This is a genomic window from Streptomyces sp. NBC_00885, assembly GCF_045207475.1.
Taxonomy (GTDB): Bacteria; Actinomycetota; Actinomycetes; order Streptomycetales; family Streptomycetaceae; genus Streptomyces.
Map to the genome: position 1 here is coordinate 6,238,740 of NZ_CP108796.1, position 20,121 is coordinate 6,258,860.

Annotated in this window: 19 protein-coding genes; 6 read left to right on the plus strand and 13 right to left on the minus strand. The window is 71.1% G+C overall.

The features are described 5' to 3' along the window. Window positions 1-9: 9 nt before the first annotated feature. Entirely contained in the window at window positions 10-855 is an 846-nt protein-coding gene (gene ddaH, locus OHA61_RS28250) for a dimethylargininase (protein ID WP_406305393.1), read from the minus strand. A gap of 271 nt (window positions 856-1,126) precedes the next feature. Between ddaH and OHA61_RS28255 the strand changes: the two genes are divergently transcribed. Continuing rightward, window positions 1,127-1,879 (plus strand): bifunctional DNA primase/polymerase, encoded by a 753-nt coding sequence (locus OHA61_RS28255; protein WP_406305395.1) that lies wholly within the window; start codon window positions 1,127-1,129, stop codon window positions 1,877-1,879. A 37-nt stretch (window positions 1,880-1,916) separates the two neighbouring features. Here OHA61_RS28255 and OHA61_RS28260 read toward each other — a convergent pair whose 3' ends face one another. The 7 genes from OHA61_RS28260 to OHA61_RS28290 all read right to left on the minus strand — a co-directional run bounded on the left by OHA61_RS28260 (window position 1,917) and on the right by OHA61_RS28290 (window position 9,719). After that, window positions 1,917-2,867 carry a hypothetical protein gene (locus OHA61_RS28260; protein WP_406305396.1) on the minus strand — a complete coding sequence of 317 codons (951 nt, stop codon included), beginning with the start codon at window positions 2,865-2,867 and terminating at the stop codon, window positions 1,917-1,919. Beyond that, entirely contained in the window at window positions 2,785-3,768 is a 984-nt protein-coding gene (efeU, locus tag OHA61_RS28265; protein WP_406305397.1) for an iron uptake transporter permease EfeU, read from the minus strand. Before efeU ends, OHA61_RS28260 begins: the two co-directional genes overlap by 83 nt. Window positions 3,769-3,784: 16 nt before the next feature. Next, a complete protein-coding gene (gene efeB, locus OHA61_RS28270; RefSeq protein WP_406305398.1) occupies window positions 3,785-5,035 on the minus strand; it encodes an iron uptake transporter deferrochelatase/peroxidase subunit in 1,251 nt (416 codons plus the stop codon). A gap of 14 nt (window positions 5,036-5,049) precedes the next feature. Then, entirely contained in the window at window positions 5,050-6,189 is a 1,140-nt protein-coding gene (gene efeO / locus OHA61_RS28275; RefSeq protein WP_406305399.1) for an iron uptake system protein EfeO, read from the minus strand. Between the two features lie 151 nt (window positions 6,190-6,340). Then, a complete protein-coding gene (locus OHA61_RS28280) occupies window positions 6,341-7,180 on the minus strand; it encodes a heme ABC transporter ATP-binding protein (RefSeq protein WP_406305400.1) in 840 nt (279 codons plus the stop codon). Further along, the gene (locus OHA61_RS28285; RefSeq protein ID WP_406307503.1) at window positions 7,177-8,283 is read right to left on the minus strand and encodes a FecCD family ABC transporter permease; all 1,107 of its coding nucleotides are present in this window, start codon (window positions 8,281-8,283) and stop codon (window positions 7,177-7,179) included. Before OHA61_RS28285 ends, OHA61_RS28280 begins: the two co-directional genes overlap by 4 nt. 359 nt (window positions 8,284-8,642) lie before the next feature. Continuing rightward, window positions 8,643-9,719 (minus strand): hemin ABC transporter substrate-binding protein, encoded by a 1,077-nt coding sequence (locus OHA61_RS28290; RefSeq protein ID WP_406305401.1) that lies wholly within the window; start codon window positions 9,717-9,719, stop codon window positions 8,643-8,645. A gap of 159 nt (window positions 9,720-9,878) precedes the next feature. Here OHA61_RS28290 and OHA61_RS28295 point away from each other — a divergent pair, with 159 nt between their 5' ends. After that, a complete protein-coding gene (locus tag OHA61_RS28295; RefSeq protein WP_406305402.1) occupies window positions 9,879-10,550 on the plus strand; it encodes a PhzF family phenazine biosynthesis protein in 672 nt (223 codons plus the stop codon). Here the strand turns inward: OHA61_RS28295 and OHA61_RS28300 are convergent. After that, a complete protein-coding gene (locus OHA61_RS28300; RefSeq protein ID WP_406305403.1) occupies window positions 10,540-11,208 on the minus strand; it encodes a heme oxygenase (biliverdin-producing) in 669 nt (222 codons plus the stop codon). The genes OHA61_RS28295 and OHA61_RS28300 overlap by 11 nt on opposite strands. A gap of 143 nt (window positions 11,209-11,351) precedes the next feature. Then, window positions 11,352-12,209 carry a type I methionyl aminopeptidase gene (gene map / locus OHA61_RS28305; RefSeq protein ID WP_406305405.1) on the minus strand — a complete coding sequence of 286 codons (858 nt, stop codon included), beginning with the start codon at window positions 12,207-12,209 and terminating at the stop codon, window positions 11,352-11,354. Window positions 12,210-12,267: 58 nt separating this feature from the next. On the opposite strand from map, the gene OHA61_RS28310 reads away from it, so the two are divergent. After that, on the plus strand, window positions 12,268-12,504 hold the full coding sequence (locus OHA61_RS28310) for a hypothetical protein (protein ID WP_266477065.1): 237 nt from the start codon (window positions 12,268-12,270) through the stop codon (window positions 12,502-12,504). A 346-nt stretch (window positions 12,505-12,850) separates the two neighbouring features. Here OHA61_RS28310 and OHA61_RS28315 read toward each other — a convergent pair whose 3' ends face one another. Both OHA61_RS28315 and OHA61_RS28320 read right to left on the minus strand, forming a co-directional pair. After that, window positions 12,851-14,131, minus strand: a complete 1,281-nt coding sequence (locus OHA61_RS28315; RefSeq protein WP_406305407.1) for an MFS transporter — start codon at window positions 14,129-14,131, stop codon at window positions 12,851-12,853. A gap of 43 nt (window positions 14,132-14,174) precedes the next feature. Then, the gene (locus OHA61_RS28320) at window positions 14,175-14,780 is read right to left on the minus strand and encodes a hypothetical protein (RefSeq protein WP_361916926.1); all 606 of its coding nucleotides are present in this window, start codon (window positions 14,778-14,780) and stop codon (window positions 14,175-14,177) included. 95 nt (window positions 14,781-14,875) lie between these two features. On the opposite strand from OHA61_RS28320, the gene npdG reads away from it, so the two are divergent. Together npdG and OHA61_RS28330 are read left to right on the plus strand one after the other, a co-directional pair. Further along, complete coding sequence (gene npdG / locus OHA61_RS28325; RefSeq protein WP_324973073.1) at window positions 14,876-15,589, plus strand: NADPH-dependent F420 reductase; 714 nt, start codon at window positions 14,876-14,878, stop codon at window positions 15,587-15,589. A gap of 24 nt (window positions 15,590-15,613) precedes the next feature. Beyond that, on the plus strand, window positions 15,614-15,856 hold the full coding sequence (locus tag OHA61_RS28330; RefSeq protein ID WP_406305408.1) for a hypothetical protein: 243 nt from the start codon (window positions 15,614-15,616) through the stop codon (window positions 15,854-15,856). Here the strand turns inward: OHA61_RS28330 and OHA61_RS28335 are convergent. Continuing rightward, window positions 15,846-16,649, minus strand: a complete 804-nt coding sequence (locus OHA61_RS28335; RefSeq protein ID WP_324973069.1) for a site-2 protease family protein — start codon at window positions 16,647-16,649, stop codon at window positions 15,846-15,848. The genes OHA61_RS28330 and OHA61_RS28335 overlap by 11 nt on opposite strands. A 160-nt stretch (window positions 16,650-16,809) precedes the next feature. Here OHA61_RS28335 and OHA61_RS28340 point away from each other — a divergent pair, with 160 nt between their 5' ends. After that, entirely contained in the window at window positions 16,810-20,118 is a 3,309-nt protein-coding gene (locus OHA61_RS28340) for an AfsR/SARP family transcriptional regulator (RefSeq protein WP_406305409.1), read from the plus strand. Window positions 20,119-20,121: the final 3 nt, after the last annotated feature.

The following is a 20,121-nucleotide window of genomic DNA, read 5'->3' on the forward strand; positions in this document are numbered from 1 at the left end:
CCTCAGACGTCAGATCCCCAGGCCCTGTCCGGGCAGCTCCTGGCCGCGCAGTTCCTGCGTACAGCACTTCACGCTGCCGCCGCCCTTCAGCAGCTCGCTCAGGTCCATGCCGATCGGCTCGAACCCCCGGTCCCGCAGCGGATCGAACAGTCCCACCGCCGACTGCGGCAGCAGCACATGACGGCCGTCGCTCACCGCGTTCAGACCGAACTCCGCCGCGGCCTGCTCGTCCGCGATCAGGGCGTCCGGGAAGAGGCGGGCCAGCACCGAACGGCTCCCCGCCGAGAACGCGTCCGGGTAGTACATGATCTCGTCGCCCGCGTCGTCCAGGACGCACAGCGCCGTGTCCAGGTGGTAGTACCGCGGGTCCACCAGATCGAGCCCGATGACCGGCCTGCAGAAGAACTCCTGCGCCTCGGCGTGCGAGAGCGGGCTCGAACGGAAGCCCCGGCCCGCGAGCAGACAGGACGCGGTGACGGCGAAGTCGCCCTCGCCCTCGTTGATGTGCACGGGCTCGTGGATCCGGGCGAAACCATTCGCCCGGAACCAGTCGAGATGCGCGCCGGCTTCGGGCTCGCGCTCTGCGTGCGCGAAGCGGGCGCCGAGCACCCGCCCGTCGATCACGGTCGCGCCGTTCGCGGCGTAGACCATGTCGGGCAGTTCCTCCTGCGGCTCCAGCAGCTCGACGGTGTGGCCGAGCGAGCGGTAGCGGTCGCGCAGGTCCTCCCACTGGGCGAGGGCGAGCGGCAGGTCGACCGGCTTCGCCGGATCCATCCATGGGTTGATGGAGTAGGTCACCTTGAAGTGCGCGGGTGGGCACATCAGGTAGCGCCGGGGTGTGGCGTCACGGGGCAATGAGGGCTCCTCGCGGTCGGGTGTGGCAACTGCCGCCCATGGTGAGGCCTGTGGGGCCCCTGCGATGTGCACCGATCGGGTGATTCATCGTCTTGTACGCGAGCTGCTGGTCGCCGTACGCCAGTGCTTCATTCCCTCCCTGCGATGCGCTTCGAGCCCTCCCGGAATATGCCGGAAGGGACCCCGGTCGGGGACCGTGGCCACCCGGGGAGCAGGATGGTGGGACCATGGCAGAGTCCGCGTGGGGCGAGCGTGAGGTGTGAGGGGATAGATGGGCGACGGTAACGGCCGCTTCCGCGGCACGGAGAACAGGCTGTCCAGGGGGAGCCGGCTGCCCCAGTGGATGCGCCGCCGCCCCAAGAACACCGACACCGAGGACTCCCGCCGCGTGCCCCTGCTGCTGGCTGCCGCCGCCGTTGGACTGCCGCTCGCTCCCGCCGCGCACCCCGTCTCCTACCGCTGCTCCTGTGAACGCATCGGCTGCCCCACACCGGGCAGGCATCCCGTCTCCTTCGCCTGGCAGACGCAGTCCACGACCGACCGCGGCCAGATCGAGCGCTGGGCCAAAGGCCAGCCGGAAGCGAACTTCATCACCGCGACCGGCATGGTCCACGATGTGCTCGACGTACCGCTGGAGGCGGGCCGCAGCGCGCTGGAACGCCTCCTCGACCTGAACATTGAGGTCGGCCCGGTCGCCGAGGACGGCGAGGACCGGATGCTGTTCTTCACCGCCACCCGCGGCACCCCCGAGGACGAGGACGAGTGGTGGCCCTGCGAACTGGACTGCCATCCCGAGACGATGGACGAGCACCCCGGCCTGCGCTGGCACTGCCGCGGCAGCTATGTGCTCGTGCCGCCCGCGCGGCTGCCCGGCGGCCTTGAGATGAAGTGGGTACGCGGCCTCGAGCATCCGCTGCCCGACCCGCTGACGCTGCTGGAGACGCTGACGGACGCGTGCGCGAAGTACGCGGGCGAGAACGAGTCGGTGGACCAGTCCGCCGTGGCCTGGCCGCTCGGCCGCTAGCTCGGCCGCCGGAGGTCGCGACGGGCTACAGGCGGGGCTACGAACCCTTCGCCGCCGTCAGGCCCGTCAGGCGTCCGAGCACATCGACGTCGCCGCCGCCCGCGCCGCCCGCCGGAACCGTCACGGCCTGGCTGGAGATCCGCTCCTTGGTGAGCGTGGACTTCACCTCACCCGTCAGCAGTGCCTTCACATCCGGGACGACCTGCAGCTGTACGCCCTTCGCGGCGATCTGCCGCTCGTAGTTGCGTACGGTGAAGAAGACCAGCGCGCCGCCGTCCCGCGTGACGAAGCCGAGCGGCCCGAAGTCGTCGGAGTCCAGCGCCTGGTCGATGTACAGCGTCCGTATCCCCGGCAGGTTCTCCTGCTTCTTGCGTTCCGCGCGCCACTCCGACGTGTGCGGCCCGTCCTTGAAGTGCTCCGGCTTCCCGTTCTGCATGTACGAGGAGTACTCCTCGCTCAGATCGCGCGGAGCGACCGCGAGCTCCGCGCCGTCCGGGGCGACCGGCTCGGCGAAGCCGTCCTCGTCGGTCTTCAGGGCCGGAATCGCGTTGGGCCGCAGGATCGTCAGATACGCCGCCTGCCAGAGGTCGTCCGGGCTGTCGCGCAGGAAGACCAGCACCCAGCGGTTGTCCTGACTGCCCTGGTCCTGGTCGCGGTTGGAGTCGACGTCGGCGAGGAAGAAGCGCGGCCAGCCGGCCTTCTTCGGGATGGTGAACTTCGCGTCGGTCAGCTCCAGCGGCACATGCTGGGGGTTGCCGTCGGGGTAGTTGACGCTGCGTGCCTTGAGACCGGCCTGGTTTATCGCGCCGAGCGCACCGGTGACATGCTCGGCGTCCAGAACGGGGTCATAGGCTTTGTCGGCCTTGTTGTAGGCGTCGGCGAAGTCCTCGAGCGCCTGCGCGGCCTCAGCCTTCGTCGCCGACGGTACGACTTCCCGCTCCCCGTGCACCGTCACGCACCCGGTCGCCGTCAGGGACAGCACCGTCATCGCCGTCAGCCCCGTCGCCGCCAGACGCAGCCTTCCCACCCGAATCGGCCTTCTCATCGGTTGCCTTCTGCTCCTTGACCCCCACTGACCGTCCGAACCCTACCGGGGCCAGGAACAGGCCGAGCGTCGGGATCAGATAGAGCACCCACACCGTGACCTGGAGCACGGTCGGGTCCGGCTGGAAGTTGAACACGCCCTTCAGCAGCGTGCCGTACCAACTGTCCGGCGGGATCGTCGTCGTGATGTTGAAGGCCTTGTCCGCCAGACCGCCCAGGAAGCGGGCCTCCTGCAGGTCGTGGACGCCGTACGCGAGAACACCGGCAGCCACGACCACCAGCATGCCGCCGGTCCAGGTGAAGAACTTGGCGAGATTGATCCGCAGCGCGCCCCGGTAGAACAGCCAGCCCAGCACGACCGCGGTGGCGATGCCGAGCAGCACGCCTACCAGCGGCGCCTGCGTACCCTCCCCGTCGGTGGCAGCCCTGACCGAAGCCCAGACGAACAGCGCCGTCTCCAGGCCCTCGCGGCCCACCGCGAGGAACGCGGTGGCGACCAGCGCGGCCGTGCCCATCTGCAGCGCGGCGTCCAGCTTGCCGTGCAGCTCGGCCTTCAGATGCCGCGCGGTGCGCCGCATCCAGAAGACCATCCAGGTCACCAGGCACACCGCGACGATCGACAGCGAGCCGCCGAGCAGCTCCTGGGCCTCGAACGTCAGCTCCTGCGAGCCGTATTCGAGCGCGAAGCCGAAGCCGAGCGAGAGCGCGATCGCGACCCCGATGCCCATCCAGATCGGACGGAGCGCATCACGGCGCCCCGTCTTCACCAGATACGCGATCAGGATGCAGACGACCAGACTGGCCTCCAGGCCCTCGCGCAGGCCGATCAGATAGTTGCCGAACACGTCGGGTCCCTTCAGGTCAGGAGAACAGCGCCCGGCCCCACCAGTCGTCCTTGTCGCGGACGCCCGGCGGGACGGCGAACAGCGCCGAACCCACGTGCTGGATGTACTCGTTGAGGACGTCGCTCCCCGCGAGACTGCGCTGCACGGGGATGAAGCCCTTGTGGACGTCGCGCTGGTAGGCGAGGAAAAACAGCCCGGCGTCCAGGCGGCCCAGACCGTCCGTACCGTCGGTGAAGGAGTAACCGCGGCGCAGGATCCTCGCGCCGCCGTTGGTGTCCGGGTGCGCGAGCCGCACATGCGCGGTCGGCAGCATCGCCTTCAGGAACGGCTCGTCGCGCTCCTTGGCCTTGCCGACCGGCGCGCCCTCGCCCTTGTCCCGGCCGAAGATGTCTTCCTGCTCCTTCAGCGGCGTACGGTCCCAGGTCTCGATGTTCATCCGGATCCGGCGCGCGACGAGATACGAGCCGCCCGTCAGCCAGCCCGAGCCCTCCTTCTCGGAGACCCAGACGTGCTTGTCGAGCGCTGCCTCGTCCGTACCGGCGATGTTCCGGGTGCCGTCCTTGAAGCCCATCATGTTGCGCGGGGTCTGTGCCTCGGGCGTCGTGGACGAGGTCTTGCCGAAGCCCAGCTGCGACCAGCGGACGGCGACCTTGCCGAAGCCGATCCGGGCGAGGTTGCGGATCGCGTGCACGGCGACCTGCGGGTCGTCCGCGCAGGCCTGCACACAGATGTCGCCGTCGCTGCGCGCCGCGTCCAGGTTGTCGCCCGGGAACGCCGGCAGCTCCACCAGGGCCGCCGGGCGCTTGCCCTCAAGGCCGAAGCGGCCCTTGGCGAACAGGGACGGGCCGAAGCCGATGGTGAGGGTGAGGCGGGACGGCTTGAGACCAAGAGCCTCGCCGGTGTCGTCCGGCGGCGCCTCGTCGAGGCCGCCGAACGCGCCCTCGCCGACGGCCTGTCCTGCCGTCATCCGCTCCGCCGCCCGGGTCCAGTCCTTGAGCATCTGGACCAGCTCGCCGCGGTCCTTCGTCTTCACGTCGAAGGCCGCGAAGTGCAGCCGGTCCTGGACGGCGGTCGCGATACCCGCCTGGTGCGCGCCGTGGAAGGGCACCGCCGCGCCGCTCTCGGCGGCGGGCACGGCCGTGTCCTGGCGGGTCATGGCGACAGCGGCGCCGCCTGCCGCGGCGGCGCCGAGCGCGAGCCCCGCACCGCCCCAGCCGATCAGCGAACGACGGCTCGGGGCCTGGCTGTTGGTGGTCTCTTCGGACATCTTGTGGTCCCCCCTTACTTCACGACGGCGGCGGCGAGCTTGGACAGGGGCTCGGCCAGCGCGTTGACGCCGTCCGACAGTTCCTTGCGCTCCGCCTTGCCGACCTTGTCGTACGAGGTGAACTCGTACGAGGCCGGGCTCTTGCGGTACTTGTCGAGCAGCGTGTTCAGCGCGGCGAACTGCTTGTCCAGTTCGGCGACGAGCTTCGGGTCGTTCTTCGACGCGACCGGCTTGAGCAGCTCGTACGACTTCTGCGCGCCCTCGACGTTCGCCTTGAAGTCCACCAGGTCGGTGTGGCTGTAGCGCTCCTCCTCACCGGTGACCTTGCCGGTGGCGACCTCGTCGAGCAGCTCCTTGGCGCCGTTGGCCATGGAGGTCGGCGTGATCTCCGCCTTGCCGACCCGCTTCTGCCAGGCGGTCAGGTCGGTGATGAGGGTGGTGGCGAGGGTCTTCTCGGCGGGGCCGATCTTCTTGTCCTGCCACAGCGCCTTCTCCAGCGTGTGCCAGCCGGTCCACTTCTGGCCCTTCTCCAGGCCGTCCTCACGAAGGTCGACCTTCGGGTCGATGTCACCGAAGGACTCGGCGACCGGCTCGGTGCGCTCCCAGCCGATGCGGGAGTCGGCGTACGCCTTCTTCGCGGCCTCGATGTCGCCCGCCTGCACGGCGTCCGTGAAGACCTTGACCTTGGGCAGGGTCTCGTCGGCCTGGGCCTGCACGTAGGTGCGGTAATCGGCGACGGCCTTGTCCATCTCGGGGCTGCGCTTGGCGGCCTTGCCACCGGTGACGGTGACCTTCTGGCGGATGCCGTCGCCCTTCATGCCGGGCTTGCAGGCGATCTCGTAGTCGCCCGCCTTCACCTCGGCGGTGAGCTTCTGCTTGGTGCCGGGGCCGATGTTCTCGCGCTCGGAGACGATGCGGTCGTCGGGGAAGAGGAGGTAGACCTCGGTGACCTTGCTGCCCTTGTTCTCGATGGCCAGCTCGACATGGCCGGCCGGGAACTCCTTCTTCGACACCTCGCAGGAGTCGTCCTTCGCGGTGACCGACACGGCGCCGTCGGAACCCTTGGCGTCGCTCTTCTCGGAGCATCCCGTGACGGCGGTCAAAGCCGCCACGGTCGCGGCGGCGGTGACGACGGAGAGACGGACGGGTCGCATACGGGCTCCACAGAGGACGAGTACGGGGGTACGAGGGTGAGGCGGACCTAACTTAACCGAGGCTTACCTCACCGATACCCACCCGTCCAGTGATGTAGCTCTCACATGCGGGGTACGGACACGGCACCGTCACGACATGGTCAAGCGAATGTCACACCCCTCTCCTCGGGACGACCAGCGGCGCACCGGTCCGCGGATGCGCGAGCACCTCGACCGGCTGCCGGTAGACCCGGCTCAGCATCGCGTCGTCCAGAACCGTCGCGGGCGGACCCTCGGCCGCGATCCGTCCGGCGTGCAGCACGGCGACCCGGTGCGCGTACGCGGCGGCCAGCCCGAGATCGTGCAGCACCACGACGACCGCGTCCCCGGCCGCGGCGCGCTCCCGGCAGACGCGGAGCACCAGCTCCTGATGGCGCAGATCGAGCGCGGCGGTCGGCTCGTCGAGCAGCAACAGGGGGGCCCGCTGGGCGAGTACGCGGGCGAGAGCCACGCGGGCGCGCTCGCCGCCGGACAGCGCGGAGAACGGCCGCGCCGCGAAGTCCGCCACCTCGGTGGCGGCCATCGCCTCGGCGACGGCCGCGTCGTCCTGCTCCTCCAGGGCGGTACCGGCCCAGGGCGCGCGTCCCATCCGTACGACGTCCTCCACCGGGAAGGGGAAGGACAGGGTGGCCGACTGGGGCAACACGGCGCGGCGCAGGGCGAGTTCGGGTGCCGACAGCTCGGCGGCCGGGCGGCCCGCGATCCGCAGCTCGCCCCGCGCCGCGGGCAGATCCGCGGCGAGGGCGGCGAGCATCGTCGACTTCCCGGCGCCGTTGGGCCCCACCAGCGCGAGCACCTCGCCGGGGTGGGCGGCGAGATCGACACCGCCGAGCACCTCGCGCTGCCCGAGCCGCACATGGAGACCGCGCGCCTCGACGAGCGGGCTGCCCGGGGTGGGGGGAGCGGGCAGCTCGCGCCTGTGTGCGGCGAAGAGACGCTTCAAGGCCCTCATGCCCAACCCCCCTGCTTACGGCGGGTCCTGCGCAGCAGCAGGAAGAAGAACGGGCTGCCGAACAGCGCGGTGAGCACCCCGAGCGGAAGCTCCGCGGGCTCGGCGACGGTCCGCGCGGCGAGGTCGCCGGCGACCAGCATCAGCGCACCGCCGAGAGCGCTGCCCGGAATGAGATATCGGTGACCGGAGCCGTGCGCCATCCGCAGCAGATGCGGCACGAGCAGGCCGACGAAGGTGATGATCCCCGCCACGGCGACGGCGGCGGCGGTGAGTAGCGCGACGACGAGCACGAGGGCGATACGGAGTCGCTCGACGTCGACACCGAGATGCCGGGCGGGCCGTTCGCCGAGGGCGAGAAGGTCCAGTTTGCGTGCGTAGAACGGCGCGACGGCGAGCCCGGCGACGGCGCACGGCAGTACGGCGAGCACCCTCGGCCAGGTCGACTGCGAGAGCGAGCCGAGCTGCCAGAAGGTGATCTGGGTGATCTGGGCGTTGTCCGCGAAGAAGATGAAGATCCCGATGAGGGCACCGGCGAAGGCGTTCACGGCGATGCCGGTGAGGATGAGCGTGACGACCTCGGTCCTGCCGCCCGAACGGGACAGGGAGTACACGACGAGGACGGTCACAAGACCGGCGACGAACGCGCAGGCGGTCACGGTCCAGTTCCCGAGAAAACTCAGCCCGAGCGCAACGGCCCCGACGGCGCCGACGGCCGCGCCGGAGGCGATCCCGATGATGGCGGGCTCGGCGAGGGGATTGCCGAAGACGCCCTGCATCAGGGCCCCGGCACACCCGAGGGAGGCCCCGACGAGCAGCGCGAGCACGACGCGCGGCAGCCGGACATTCCACAGGACGCTCTCGCCGACACGATCGAGGGCGTGCCCGCCGAGCCCGACGCGGTGCTGGAGGGAGGAGACGACGTCGCTGAGGGGGATGTCGTAGGCGCCGAGCCCGGCGGAGAGAAGGGAGAGGACGAGGAGGGAGAGTACGAGGGACCCGGTGAGGAGGTATGTCCTGCGTGGGACGGACTTTCCGGCCGGTCCGGCGGAACAATCAGCCCCTCCGGCGTTTGAGGAGCGGGGTCTGGGGCGGAGCCCCGAAATCCAGCCCCGCCGGCGTTTGAGGCGCGGGGGTCCGGGGGCGGAGCCCCTGGTTACGGGGAGGGGCGGGGTGGGGGACAGGCCCGCTCCAGGCGCGGACGCCGGCGCGGCTTCGGCTCCGGCCTCGGAAGTCCCGTTCACCACAGGCGGGTTGGCCCCCGGGCTACCCGGCGCGGCGGGAGCGCCGGGCTCGGCGTCGCGTGGCGCGGGCGCGCCCGGCTGAGCGGCCTCACCGGTACGCGAAGTCCCGTTCGGCGCAGGCGAATTGGGCTCCGTGTCACCCGGCGCGGCGGGAGCCCCCGGCTCGGAGGCCGGAGGCCCAGGCACCGCCCGGGCCTCCTCCGCAGACGTCGACGACATCCTCAGCTTCCGTTCGCGTAAAGCTGGTCGACCAGCGTCCGGAGCACCTGATCCGTCCGCGGCCCGTAGTTCAGGATCACCCCGTCGTCGACCGAGACGACCCTGCGGTCCATGCCCGCCGGCGTCTGCGCCACGCCCGGAATCTTGAGCAGCCCGTCCACGCCGCCCACCGACTCCAGCCCGTCCGTCATCACCAGAAGCGCGTCGGGCGCGGCCTTGGCCAGCGCCTCGCTGGTGATCGGCGTGAAGTCCTTCGTCAGGCCGGACTCCTTGCCGGCGTCCACCGCGCCCGCCGCCTCCAGCAGCGACGTCGCCCCCGATTCGCCGCCGCCGATCAGGTAGACCGACGCCGAGCCCCGCAGGTACAGGAACGCGACCCTCGGCTTCTTGCCTTCCTTCGGCTGCGGAAGCTTCTTCTGGACCGCGTCGATACGGGTCTGCGTGCGCGTCTTGAGCTCGTCGCCCGCCGACTTGACGCCCAGCGCCGCCGCGACCGCGTCGATCCGCGGCGCCACGTCGGCCAGGCTCTTGCCCGGCCTGACCAGCACGACCGGGACGCCCGCGTCGCGTATCTGGCCGATGGCCTCGGCCGGGCCGGTCAGGGTCTCGGCCAGGACGACGGTCGGCTTCAGCGAGAGCACGCTCTCCGCCGAGACGTTGTGAGCGCGTGTCACCACGGGGAGTTTCTCGGCCTGTTCGAAGCTCGTCGCGTTGTCGCGGGCGACGACCTGCTTTCCGAAGCCGAGGGTGAAGACGGTCTCGCTCAGCGCCGGTGTCAGCGGCACGATCCGCTCGGTCGATGCGACAGTGACCTTTTTCCCGTCCGCCGATGTCACAGTGACCGGCATCTGTGGCTTCGGTGCCGCGGCCAGTGGCTCGACCCGGTCCGGCGCGGCGGCGGCCCGGGCCCCGGCCGGCTTCTCCTTCGTGGCCGGTCCGGCGTCGTCCGTACTGCCGCATCCACCGGCCGTCAGGGCGAGAGCGAGCACGGCAATCACCGTGCCCGCAAGGCGAGTTGTGCGCACCGATGCACCTTCCTCTTGTTCATTGTCTAACAGCGGTCGGCCGCAGTCTGCCATGGGGTGCCGTGCTGTCCAGTGGGTCTTGATGTGAAGGGAGGTCTTTCAGCCCGAGTCATCGTCAGTTTAGGTTAGCCTTACCTTATTAACCAGGCCGTGGATCGCCGCGTTCGCGCATTTGGCCGTCACTGGCTTGAAGTGACTTGCTTCAATGGCGGGGTGAACCAACGCGACGTGCTCGACGTACTTCAGGTCTTCTGCGGCGCCGACGGCCGCCACGGCAACACCCTCGGCGTCGTCCGCGACCCCCGCGCCTTTCCCGACCGGGCGTCGCGGCAGACCCTCGCCGCCGAGCTGGGCTTCAGCGAGACCGTGTTCGTCGACGACCCCGAGCGAGGCGTCGTCGACATCTACACCCCCGGCCTCCGGCTCCCCTTCGCCGGGCATCCCCTCGTCGGTGCCGCCTGGCTGCTCGATCTGGAGGTGGTGAACCCACCCGCGGGCGAGGTGTGGGTCAGTCAGGACGGGGAGTTCACCTGGATCACGGCGCGCGCCGAGTGGGCGCCGCCGCGCACGCTCCGGCAGTACGCCTCGGCCGCCGAGGTCGAGGCGCTGGAGGTGCCGCCGGCGGGCGAGTGGTTGTACGCGTGGGCGTGGGAGGACGAGGCCGCCGGCCGGGTCCGGGCGCGGGCCTTTCCGGGGCGGGGTGACGGTATCGACGAGGACGAGGCGACCGGCGCCGCCGCGCTGCTGCTCACCGACCGGCTGGGGCGGGCGCTGAACATCACGCAGGGCCGGGGTTCGCAGATCCTGACCGCCCCCGGCCCCGACGGCACGATCGAGATCGGTGGCCGCGTACGCCTCGCGGCCCCCGTTCCCGCTATGCGCTGAGCGGGAACTCCGCTCCGAGCTCCCGGAACACCGCGCCGTTGTAGTCGAACGCCCGCTTGCACTCGGCCACGATCCGCTGCTTCTCCAGATCGTCCGCGTTCACCGCGTCCAGCAGCTCGCGGTAACCCCGCTTGAACGCCGCCGGGTTGGGGATCTGCTCGAAGACGTAGAACCGCACGCCGTCGCCCTTGCGGGCGAAGCCCCAGGTCTTCTCCGCCTTGTCGCGGATGATCTGGCCGCCGGAGAGATCGCCGAGGTAGCGGGTGTAGTGGTGCGCGACATAGCCCGCGGGCCAGTCGCGCGCACACTGCGCGACCCGCTGGGCGTACGCGACGGTGGCGGGCAGCGGCGTGAGCTCCGCGCGCCAGTCCGCGCCCCTCAGATGCGCCAGATCGCGCTCCAGCTCGGCCGTACGCATCAGCTCCGGCCGGATGAAGGGCCCCGCGACCGGATCGTCCCTGAGTGACTCGGCGCCGTCCTCCAGCGCCCGGTACACGAACCACAGCTGCTCGGTGTAGCGGGCGTACGCCTTCACGCCCAGCCGGCCGCCGAGCAAGTCGCTCATGAAGGTCGAGGTCTCCGCCTCGGTGTGCTGCTCGTGCGAGGCGACACGGATGACCGTCGAGAAGGGCGTACCGGACGTGGTGGTGGCGTCCAAGGCGGGCCTCCAGGGGCCGATGGTGACGGGAAAGGAAGCGATGGCGGCGCTGGGGCTTGCCGCGACCGGTCTTCCTACTTAGGCTTACCTAAGTCGATGTGTTCCCGACGTCCTGTCGGTAAAAACCCTACTCCTCGAAGCGATCAGGGCAACGTCAGAATTTCGGCCCCGTTTTCGGTCACCACCAGCGTGTCCTCGAACTGCGCCGTCCGCTTCCGGTCCTTGGTCACCACGGTCCAGCCGTCGTCCCACATGTCGTACTCGTGCGTGCCCAGCGTGAGCATCGGCTCGATGGTGAAGGTCATGCCCGGCTGGATGACGGTGGTCGCGTGCGCCGCGTCGTAGTGCGGGATGATCAGCCCGGAGTGGAACGACGAGTTGATTCCGTGACCGGTGAAGTCGCGGACCACGCCGTAGCCGAAGCGCTTGGCGTACGACTCGATGACCCGCCCGATGACATTGACCTGGCGTCCCGGCCTGACCGCCTTGATGGCGCGGTTGAGGGACTCCCGGGTCCGCTCGACGAGCAGGCGCGACTCCTCGTCGACGTCGCCGCAGAGGTAGGTGGCGTTGTTGTCGCCGTGCACGCCGTTGATGTACGCGGTGACGTCGAGGTTTACGATGTCGCCGTCGCGCAGGACGGTCGAGTCCGGAATCCCGTGACAGATGACCTCGTTGATCGAGGAGCACAGGGACTTGGGGAAGCCGCGATAGCCGAGCGTGGAGGGGTACGCGCCGTGGTCGCACATGAACTCGTGCGCGACCCGGTCCAGTTCGTCCGTGGTCACGCCGGGCGAGATGTGCTTGGCGGCCTCCTCCATCGCCTGCGCGGCGATGCGACCGGCGATGCGCATGCGCTCGACGGTGTCGGAGTCCTGGACCTCCGGCCCGGTGTACGGCGTCGGCGCGGGCTTCCCGACGTACTCGGGGCGCCGGATGTTTCCGGGGACGGATCGGATGGGAGAGAGCTCCCCTGGTACGAGCAGCGACTGGCCAGACATGTCAGCGAGTCTAACCAGCGGGGGTGGGGCAGCATGGCGGGAGAGGAAGGAGCCGACGATGGCCCTGTTCAAGAAGCGCACGGTCGGAAAACCGGGCGAGTGGTACTACTGCCTGGAGCACAAGAAGGTCGAAGAGGGCCCGGAGTGCCCGGCGAAGGACCGCTTCGGCCCGTATGCGACGCGCGGGGAGGCGGAGCAGGCGATGGAGACGGCGCGGGAGCGGAATCTGGAGTGGGAGACGGATCCGCGGTGGCATGACGGGTCTGCGACGGCGGGGGACGACGACTCGGCGTGACGGTGCGGGGGTCCGCGGTGCGGGTGCGGGTGCCGCTGCGCGGGGCTTGTTCCCCTACCCGCCCTCCCCCAGACGCCGTCCCGGGGGGACCCCCAACCTCACCCGCGCCTCAAACGCCGGCGGGGCTGAATTTCGCGTCCGGGATCACGCCTCAATCGCCGGCGGGGCTGGATGTGCCGGCCCTGCCGAACATCTCAGCCCGTCCGGCGATTGAGGACATGCGGCCGAAGGTCGCATACGGGGCCCGGGGCGGAGCCCCGGACCGCGCCGCGAAGCAGGCGCAGGGGTCTGGGGCTTGCCCCAGTTCGGGAAGGGGCGGGTAGGGGATCAGCCCCGCCGCAGGCGGTCAGACCCGCGCCGTTTCCTCCCGCTGCGCGCGCCTGCGCCCCGCGTCCTCGTCCGTGTCCGCGTCGTACCTCAGCAGCCCCGGCAGCGCCCCCGCCAGCAGCCCCACCGAGGCCACGCACGCCACGCCACCGCTCCAGATCGCCGCGCGCGTCCCCGTCCAGCCCGCCATCGTGCCCGCGCGGACCTGGCCCAGTTGGGGGCCGACGCTGTAGGAGAGCACCTCTATGCCCGCCAGCCGGCCGCGCAGCTCCTCCGGGATCGTCTGGTTCCAGATCGTCGAGCGGCCCAGGCCGCTCAGCATGTCGCCGGCGCCCGCGAAGGTGAGGCACAGCAGCACGAGCCAGACGTTCGAGAACCAGCCCGCCGCCGCGATCGCCAGGCCCCAGCCCGCCGCGCCGAAGACGACGAAGCAGCCGTGCCGTCGCACCCGGGACGTCCAGCCGCTGGTCAGGCTGAGTACCACCGATCCGACCGAGCCCGCCGCGTACATCAGGCCGAGCGCCCACTGCGCGTCCAGGTCGTCCGCGAGGAACGGGAAGATCGTGTTCGGGAAGGCGAAGAACATCGCTGCAAGGTCGATCGCGTACGTCCCGAGCAGCACCGGACGCGACCACGCATAGCGCGCCCCCTCGGCGATCCCCCGCAGCGACGGCTTGTCCGCGTCGTGCGCCGGCGGCGCGGCGGCCAGGCGCAGGCAGAGCAGTACGGACGCGACGAAGCCGAGGACCGTGATCGCGTACGCCGGGGCATGACCCGCGTACGCCACGACCAGACCCGCCAGCGCGGGACCCGCGATCGCGCCGAGCTGCCAGCGCAGGGCGTTGAGCGCGGCCGCCGCCGTGAGCTGGTCGTGGCGGACGATCCGGGCCATCAGCGAGTCCAGAGCCGGACGTTGCAGACCGGCGAGCGCGGAGACGCCTGCCGCGACGACGTACAGCGGCCAGAGCATCGGCTCGGGCAGCAGCGCGTTCACCAGGAGGATCACGGCCAGCAGGCCCAGGCCCGCCTCGGTGCCGAGGATCAGTTTGCGGCGGTCGACCGCATCAGCCAGCGCCCCTCCGTACAGGCCGAAGACCACCAGCGGGACCAGCTCCACCGCGCCCATCGCACCGACCGCGAGCGGTGAGTCCGTGAGCTCCTTGATCTGGAGCGGCAGGGCGATCATCGCCATGGAGCTGCCGAAGTACGTGACGAGGCCCTGGATCCACAGCAGCCGGAAGTCGCGGGAGGACCGCCACGGCGACAGGTCGGGCAGTACGGAGGCAAGTCTGGAAGTCACGAGGGATCATCGTCCGCGCCTCTCGTCGCCCGCGGCAACCGAATTACCAGCGCGCGGGCGGCGGTGACGTCAGCTGGTCGGCGAGCCGCGAGAGCCGGTCCCTGAGCCGTCGCCGCCCGCGCGCCGCGGGCACCACGTTCTCGCCCGCCGCCGCGCTGACCAGATGCTGCACGGTGTCGATGTCGACCTCGTCCACCCGGTCGCTCACCGTCAGCGCTTCGTGCGCCAGGCCGTGCACCTCCGCGTCCCCGCCGTCCAGCGCCAGCACGGTGGCCCCGGCCCGCCGTGCGTCGTGCACCCGTTCAAGCAGCCCCGCGTCCGGCCGGGTCGGTGCCACCACCAGCAGGGTCTCGCCGCGTCGCGCCGCCTGCAGCCTGCCGAGCCCGACGGCCAGTTGGGCGGGGTCCCCGGGCCGCACCCGGTGCCGTACGAGCGTCGGTGTCAGCTCCGGCTGTCCCGACCAGGCCGCCTCGTCCACGAGATGCGCTGCCATATGCCACGGCTCGTACTCCTCGGTCCCGACCAGCAGCAGTCCGCCGCCCTGCGGCACCACCGACGAGCGCAGCGTCCCGGCGAAGCGCCGAGTCGCCGCCGGCCACTCCGTACCGGCCAGGACTTCCCGCAGCAGGGCGACGCGTACAGCATCCATGGCCCCGCATCGTGCACGACGGCCGAACCGGGCGGGCCGGATTGCCACCGGCTCACCCGATCGGGTGCCGATACCCAGGAAGTAAGGTCGGGCGCATGACTTCTCGTGACAGTGCAGGCACCGCGCCGAAGGCCCCGGCCCAGGATCCCTGGGACCTTCCCGACGTATCCGGGCTGGTCGTCGGCGTTCTCGGCGGCACCGGCGACCAGGGGCGCGGGCTCGCCTACCGGCTGGCCAGGGCGGGCCAGAAGGTGATCATCGGGTCCCGCGCCGTGGAGCGCGCCGAGACCGCGGCCGCCGAACTCGGCCTCGGTATCGAGGGCGCAGACAACGCCGAGTGCGCGCGGCGCAGCGATGTGGTGATCGTGGCCGTGCCGTGGGACGGGCACGCCAAGACCCTGGAGACGCTGCAGAAGGAGCTGGTGGGCAAGCTCGTCGTCGACTGCGTCAACCCGCTCGGCTTCGACAAGAAGGGCGCGTACGCACTCAAGCCGGAGGAGGGCAGCGCCGCCGAGCAGGCCGCGGCCCTGCTGCCGGACTCGCGGGTGACCGCAGCCTTCCACCATCTGTCCGCCGTACTGCTGCAGGACGAGTCGATCGAGGAGATCGACACCGATGTGATGGTGCTGGGCGAGGTACGCGCGGACACCGACCTCGTGCAGGCGCTGGCGGGCCGCATTCCGGGCATGCGCGGAGTCTTCGCCGGCCGGCTGCGAAACGCCCACCAGGTCGAGTCGCTGGTCGCCAATCTGATCTCGGTGAACCGCCGCTACAAGGCGCATGCGGGGTTGCGCGTCACCGACGTGTAGCCGGTGACGGGGGCGGGCGGGGGCATGGGGGACACTGGACGGCGAATGCCATCAGTACCCGGACAGGAGCCGTACCCCATGCCCCGCCTCGCTCTGTACTCCCTCGTCGTCTGCATCCTCGCCGTCGCGGCAGCGGTTGTGTCCTTCGCGCAGGGCAGCTTGCTCGGGATCGTATGGGTGCTGCTCGCCGGGCTCGCGTCGAACATGACCTGGTACTACCTGCGCCGGGCGAAGGCGGAGCGCGCGGCTCCCGGGGCTACTGGCTGACGATCGCCTCGCACCTGCCGTCCGTCTGCCAGAAGCGGTAGAACTCCTGACCGCAGTACGTCTCCACCTCGCTGATGCCGAGCCCTCGCAGGATCGTGTCGATCGCTTCGAAGAACGCGAGGTTCACCTCGGGGATGAACAGCACGCCGAAGACCGCGAGCAGCCCGAAGGGCGCGAACGGCTCGACCTGGCGGCGGATCTTGTACGAGAGCCACGGCTCGATCACTCCGTAGCCGTCGAGCCCGGGCACCGGCAGGAAGTTCAAGATCGCGGCCGTGATCTGGAGCAGCCCCAGGAACGCGAGCGCGAAGCGGAAGACCATCGGCACCCCGTCCAGCGCGTGCAGCCAGAACGGCGCCGTGCACACGAGCGCGAACAGCACATTGGTCAGCGGCCCTGCCGCGGAGATCAGACTGTGCTTCCAGCGGCCCCGGATACGGCCCCGCTCGATGAAGACCGCGCCACCCGGCAGACCGATGCCGCCCATGATCACGAACACCACCGGCAGCACGATGCTCAGCAGCGCGTGCGTGTACTTGAGCGGATTGAGTGTCAAGTACCCCTTGGTGCCGATGGAGATGTCACCGCTGTGCAGCGCCGTGCGGGCATGCGCGTACTCGTGCAGACACAGCGAGACGATCCACGCCGAGGTGACGAACAGGAACACGGCCACACCGGGGCTCGCCGCGAAGTCCGTCCACACCGCCCACCCGGTGACCGCCATCACGGCGACGATCCCGAGGAACACCGGACTGATGCGCCGGTCGCTGTGGCGAGAGGTGGCGGTGGTCATGGGTGCGGCTCCTGAGGGCTGGGGGTCCTCCCACGCCCGCCAGGCGCAGGGGGAGGGACGTGCGGATCCGACCGTACCGGTGACGTCGGGAGAACGTCCCAGGGGGGCGCGGGGGTTCCTGCTGCGCGGGCCCGGTTCGGCACCGGGTGACAATGGTCGGGTGCACTATCGGGTACTCGGCACCACTCAGGCACTTCACGACGACGGCACCCCCGTCGCCCTCGGCGGTGCGCGGCTGCGCGCCCTGCTGACCGTGCTGGCCCTGCGGGCCGGGCGCACGGTCCCGGTCGGCGTACTCGTCGACGAGGTATGGGACGGCGATCCGCCCGCGGACGCGGTGGGCGCGGTCCAGGCGCTCGTCGGGCGGCTGCGGCGCGCGCTGGGGCACGCGGCGGTCGCCTCGGCGGACAGCGGCGGATACCGGCTGTGCGCAACGGGCGACGACGTGGACCTGCACCGGTTCGACCGGCTCGCGGGGGAGGGCGTGCGGGCGCTGGACGAGGGCGACGCGGTCAAGGCGGCGGCGCTGCTCGACGACGCGCTGGCGCTGTGGCAGGGGCCGGTGCTGGCCGACCTCCCGGACCGCACGTCCGAGGCGGCCCGCTGGGAGGCCCGCCGCCTGGACACCCGCCGGGCCCGGCTCGCGGCGGCGCTCGCGCTGGGCCGCGCGGAGGAGGCGCTTCCGGAGCTCGCCGCGCTGTGCGAGGCCCACCCGCTGGACGAGCGCCTCCAGGCGCTGCGCCTGCGGGCGCTGCGGGACGCGGGGAGGGCGGCACAGGCGCTGGCGGCGTACGAGGAGGTACGGCGGCTGCTGGCGGACAGCCTGGGAGCGGACCCGGGTCATGAACTGCGGGCGCTGCACAGGGAGTTGCTTTCACATTCGGCCCCGCCCGCGACGGCCCGCGCCGCGGACACGCCGCCGGTGCCCGCGCCACGGCCGTACGCCCGCGGCAACCTGCGCGCCCGCCTCACCTCCTTCGTCGGGCGCGACGCCGACATCGAGGCCATCCACGGCGACCTCGCCGCCGCCCGGCTCGTCACCCTGCTCGGGCCCGGCGGCGCCGGCAAGACCCGGTTGTCGCAGGAGGCCGCCGAGCGGGTCGCCGCGACCGGACAGAGTCCATGGCCCGACGGGGTCTGGCTCGCCGAACTCGCGCCCGTGGACGACCCGGAGACCGTCCCGGAGGCCGTCCTCAGCGCGCTCGGAGCGCGCGAGACCGTGCTGCGCGGCGCCGGTGCCGAGGAGTTGAGGGCCGCGGAGGGGCACAGCGACGACGCCGTCCTGCGGCTGACCGAGCACTGCGCGCGCCGCCGTATGCTCCTGCTCCTCGACAACTGCGAGCATGTCGTCGGCGCCGCCGCCGCCCTCGCCGAGCGGCTGCTCGAAAGCTGCCCGGGCGTCACGGTGCTGGCGACCAGCCGTGAACCGCTGAGCGTGCCGGGCGAGTTGGTGCGCCCGGTGGACCCGCTGCCGGACCCCATGGCGCTGCGCCTGCTCGCCGAGCGCGGCGCCGCGGCCAGGCCCGGCTTCCGTACGGAGGACGACCCGGAGGCCGCCGCCGAGATCTGTCACCGGCTCGACGGGCTGCCGCTCGCCATCGAACTCGCCGCCGCCCGCCTGCGGATGCTCACCCCGCGCCAGATCGCCGACCGGCTGGACGACCGTTTCCGCCTGCTGACCAGCGGCAGTCGCACCGTACTGCCGCGCCAGCAGACCCTTCGGGCCGTCGTCGACTGGTCCTGGGACCTCCTCGACGACGCCGAACGCGCCGTACTGCCGCGGCTGTCGGTCTTCGCGGGTGGCTGCGACCTCGCCGCCGCTGAGGCGGTCTGTGCGGAGCCGGACGCGGACCTGGATGTCGCCGACGTCCTTGGATCCCTCATCGACAAGTCGCTCGTCGTCGCCGCACCCACCCCCGACGGCCAGATGCGCTACCGCCTGCTCGAAACCGTCGGAGAGTACGCCGCAGAACGCCTCGACCAGGCCGCCGAACGCACCGCCGTGGAGCGGCGGCACCTGGTCCACTACCGGGAGCTGGTACGCGCCACCGACCCCCTGCTGCGCGGCTCCGGCCAGCGCGCGGCCGTCGGTCTGCTGCAGCTCGAGTACGAGAATCTGCGCACCGCGCTGCGCCGCGCCGTCGCCGCCCGCGACGAGCAGGAGGCACTGTTCCTCGTCGTCTGCCTGACCTGGTACTGGCAGATGCGGGATCTGCGCACCGAGGCCCGGCACTGGGCCACGGCCGCCGGCGAGCTCGGCCCGGACCCCTTCGCGCTTCCCGTCCAGCCCGCCCCGCCGATCAGCGAACGGTTCACGGACGCGCCGCCGCCCATGTCGCCCGAGCTGCTCCAGGAGGCCCGGCGCGGTGCCGCGCTCATCCGGTTGGTCTTCATGGACTACGACATGGACGACTGGACGACCCCGGAGAAGATGGAGGTGCTGCGCAGGATCACCCAGACCTACCGGCCGGGGCTGCCGCAGACCTGCCGCCCCCCGGCTTCGTTCTGGTTCTTCGCCGTTGTGATGACCGCAGAGACCGCTCAGCTCCAGAATCTGCTCAACAAGACCACCGAGGCCGCCCGCGCGTTCGGAAACGAGTGGGAGCTCGCCGTTTCGCTCCAGCTGCGGGCCAATGTGCTCGCCAACCGCAGCGAGTGGGCCGGGGACGCGGCCCGCGACGCCGACGAGGCACTGGGGATCTTCACCCGCATCGGCGATGCCTACGGCGCGGCCGAGGCCCTGTCCGCGCGCGCCGAGGCGCGGGAGCGGAACGGCGAATACCCGCTCGCCGCCCAGGACTTCACGGCCGCCATCGGATACGCCGAGCAGGTCGGTGCCCAGGTCCAGACGGCGGTGCTGCGCTCCCGTCTCGGCGGTGTCCTGCTGGAGATGGGGGAGGACGAGCGGGGCGAGGCCCTGATCCGTGACGTGCTGGCCGACAGCAGGGGAGCAGGCTCGGACTCGACGGTCTTCGCCCGGCTGTACCTCGCTCTGTGGCTGGGCCGCACCGGCCGCATCCCGCAGGCGCGTGTCGAGATCGACCTGTTGCTGACGCACTTCCAGTCCACGACCGTGGCGATCTTCGATGGCATGATCACCGGCTTCCTGGCCCGGCTCGACCTCGTCGAGGGCGAGTACGAGATGTCGCTCAGCAGGGTGCGCTATGCGCTGGAGAAGGCGCGGGACCCGCTGACCCTGATGGTCGCTCCGCAGATGCCCTCGCTGCACCTGGCGACGGCAGCCGGTGCGCTGGTCCTGCGGCACCCGGAACGAGCCCCGGACGCGGCGCGGATACTCGGGGCGTCCGACGCCCTGCTGCCGCGTGGCCACTTCTCGCCCCGGTACGAGCGCGAGGGCCGGGCCGATTCAGAGGCGGCGGTCCGCGCCGCGCTGGGGGACGCGGCGTACGAGAGCGCCTACGCCGAAGGCGGCAGCCTCACCCTGGATGAGGCCGCCGCCCTGGTGTGACCC

Bases quoted from the DNA above. Each gene is read 5' to 3' on its own strand.
- OHA61_RS28255 (WP_406305395.1), top strand. From the start codon at position 1,127: ATGGGCGACGGTAACGGCCGCTTCCGCGGCACGGAGAACAGGCTGTCC.
- OHA61_RS28260 (WP_406305396.1), bottom strand. From the start codon at position 2,867: ATGACGGTGCTGTCCCTGACGGCGACCGGGTGCGTGACGGTGCACGGG.
- efeB (WP_406305398.1), bottom strand. From the start codon at position 5,035: ATGTCCGAAGAGACCACCAACAGCCAGGCCCCGAGCCGTCGTTCGCTG.
- efeO (WP_406305399.1), bottom strand. From the start codon at position 6,189: ATGCGACCCGTCCGTCTCTCCGTCGTCACCGCCGCCGCGACCGTGGCG.
- OHA61_RS28280 (WP_406305400.1), bottom strand. From the start codon at position 7,180: ATGAGGGCCTTGAAGCGTCTCTTCGCCGCACACAGGCGCGAGCTGCCC.
- OHA61_RS28290 (WP_406305401.1), bottom strand. From the start codon at position 9,719: ATGGCAGACTGCGGCCGACCGCTGTTAGACAATGAACAAGAGGAAGGT.
- map (WP_406305405.1), bottom strand. From the start codon at position 12,209: ATGTCTGGCCAGTCGCTGCTCGTACCAGGGGAGCTCTCTCCCATCCGA.
- OHA61_RS28310 (WP_266477065.1), top strand. From the start codon at position 12,268: ATGGCCCTGTTCAAGAAGCGCACGGTCGGAAAACCGGGCGAGTGGTAC.
- OHA61_RS28320 (WP_361916926.1), bottom strand. From the start codon at position 14,780: ATGGATGCTGTACGCGTCGCCCTGCTGCGGGAAGTCCTGGCCGGTACG.
- npdG (WP_324973073.1), top strand. From the start codon at position 14,876: ATGACTTCTCGTGACAGTGCAGGCACCGCGCCGAAGGCCCCGGCCCAG.
- OHA61_RS28330 (WP_406305408.1), top strand. From the start codon at position 15,614: ATGGGGGACACTGGACGGCGAATGCCATCAGTACCCGGACAGGAGCCG.
- OHA61_RS28335 (WP_324973069.1), bottom strand. From the start codon at position 16,649: ATGACCACCGCCACCTCTCGCCACAGCGACCGGCGCATCAGTCCGGTG.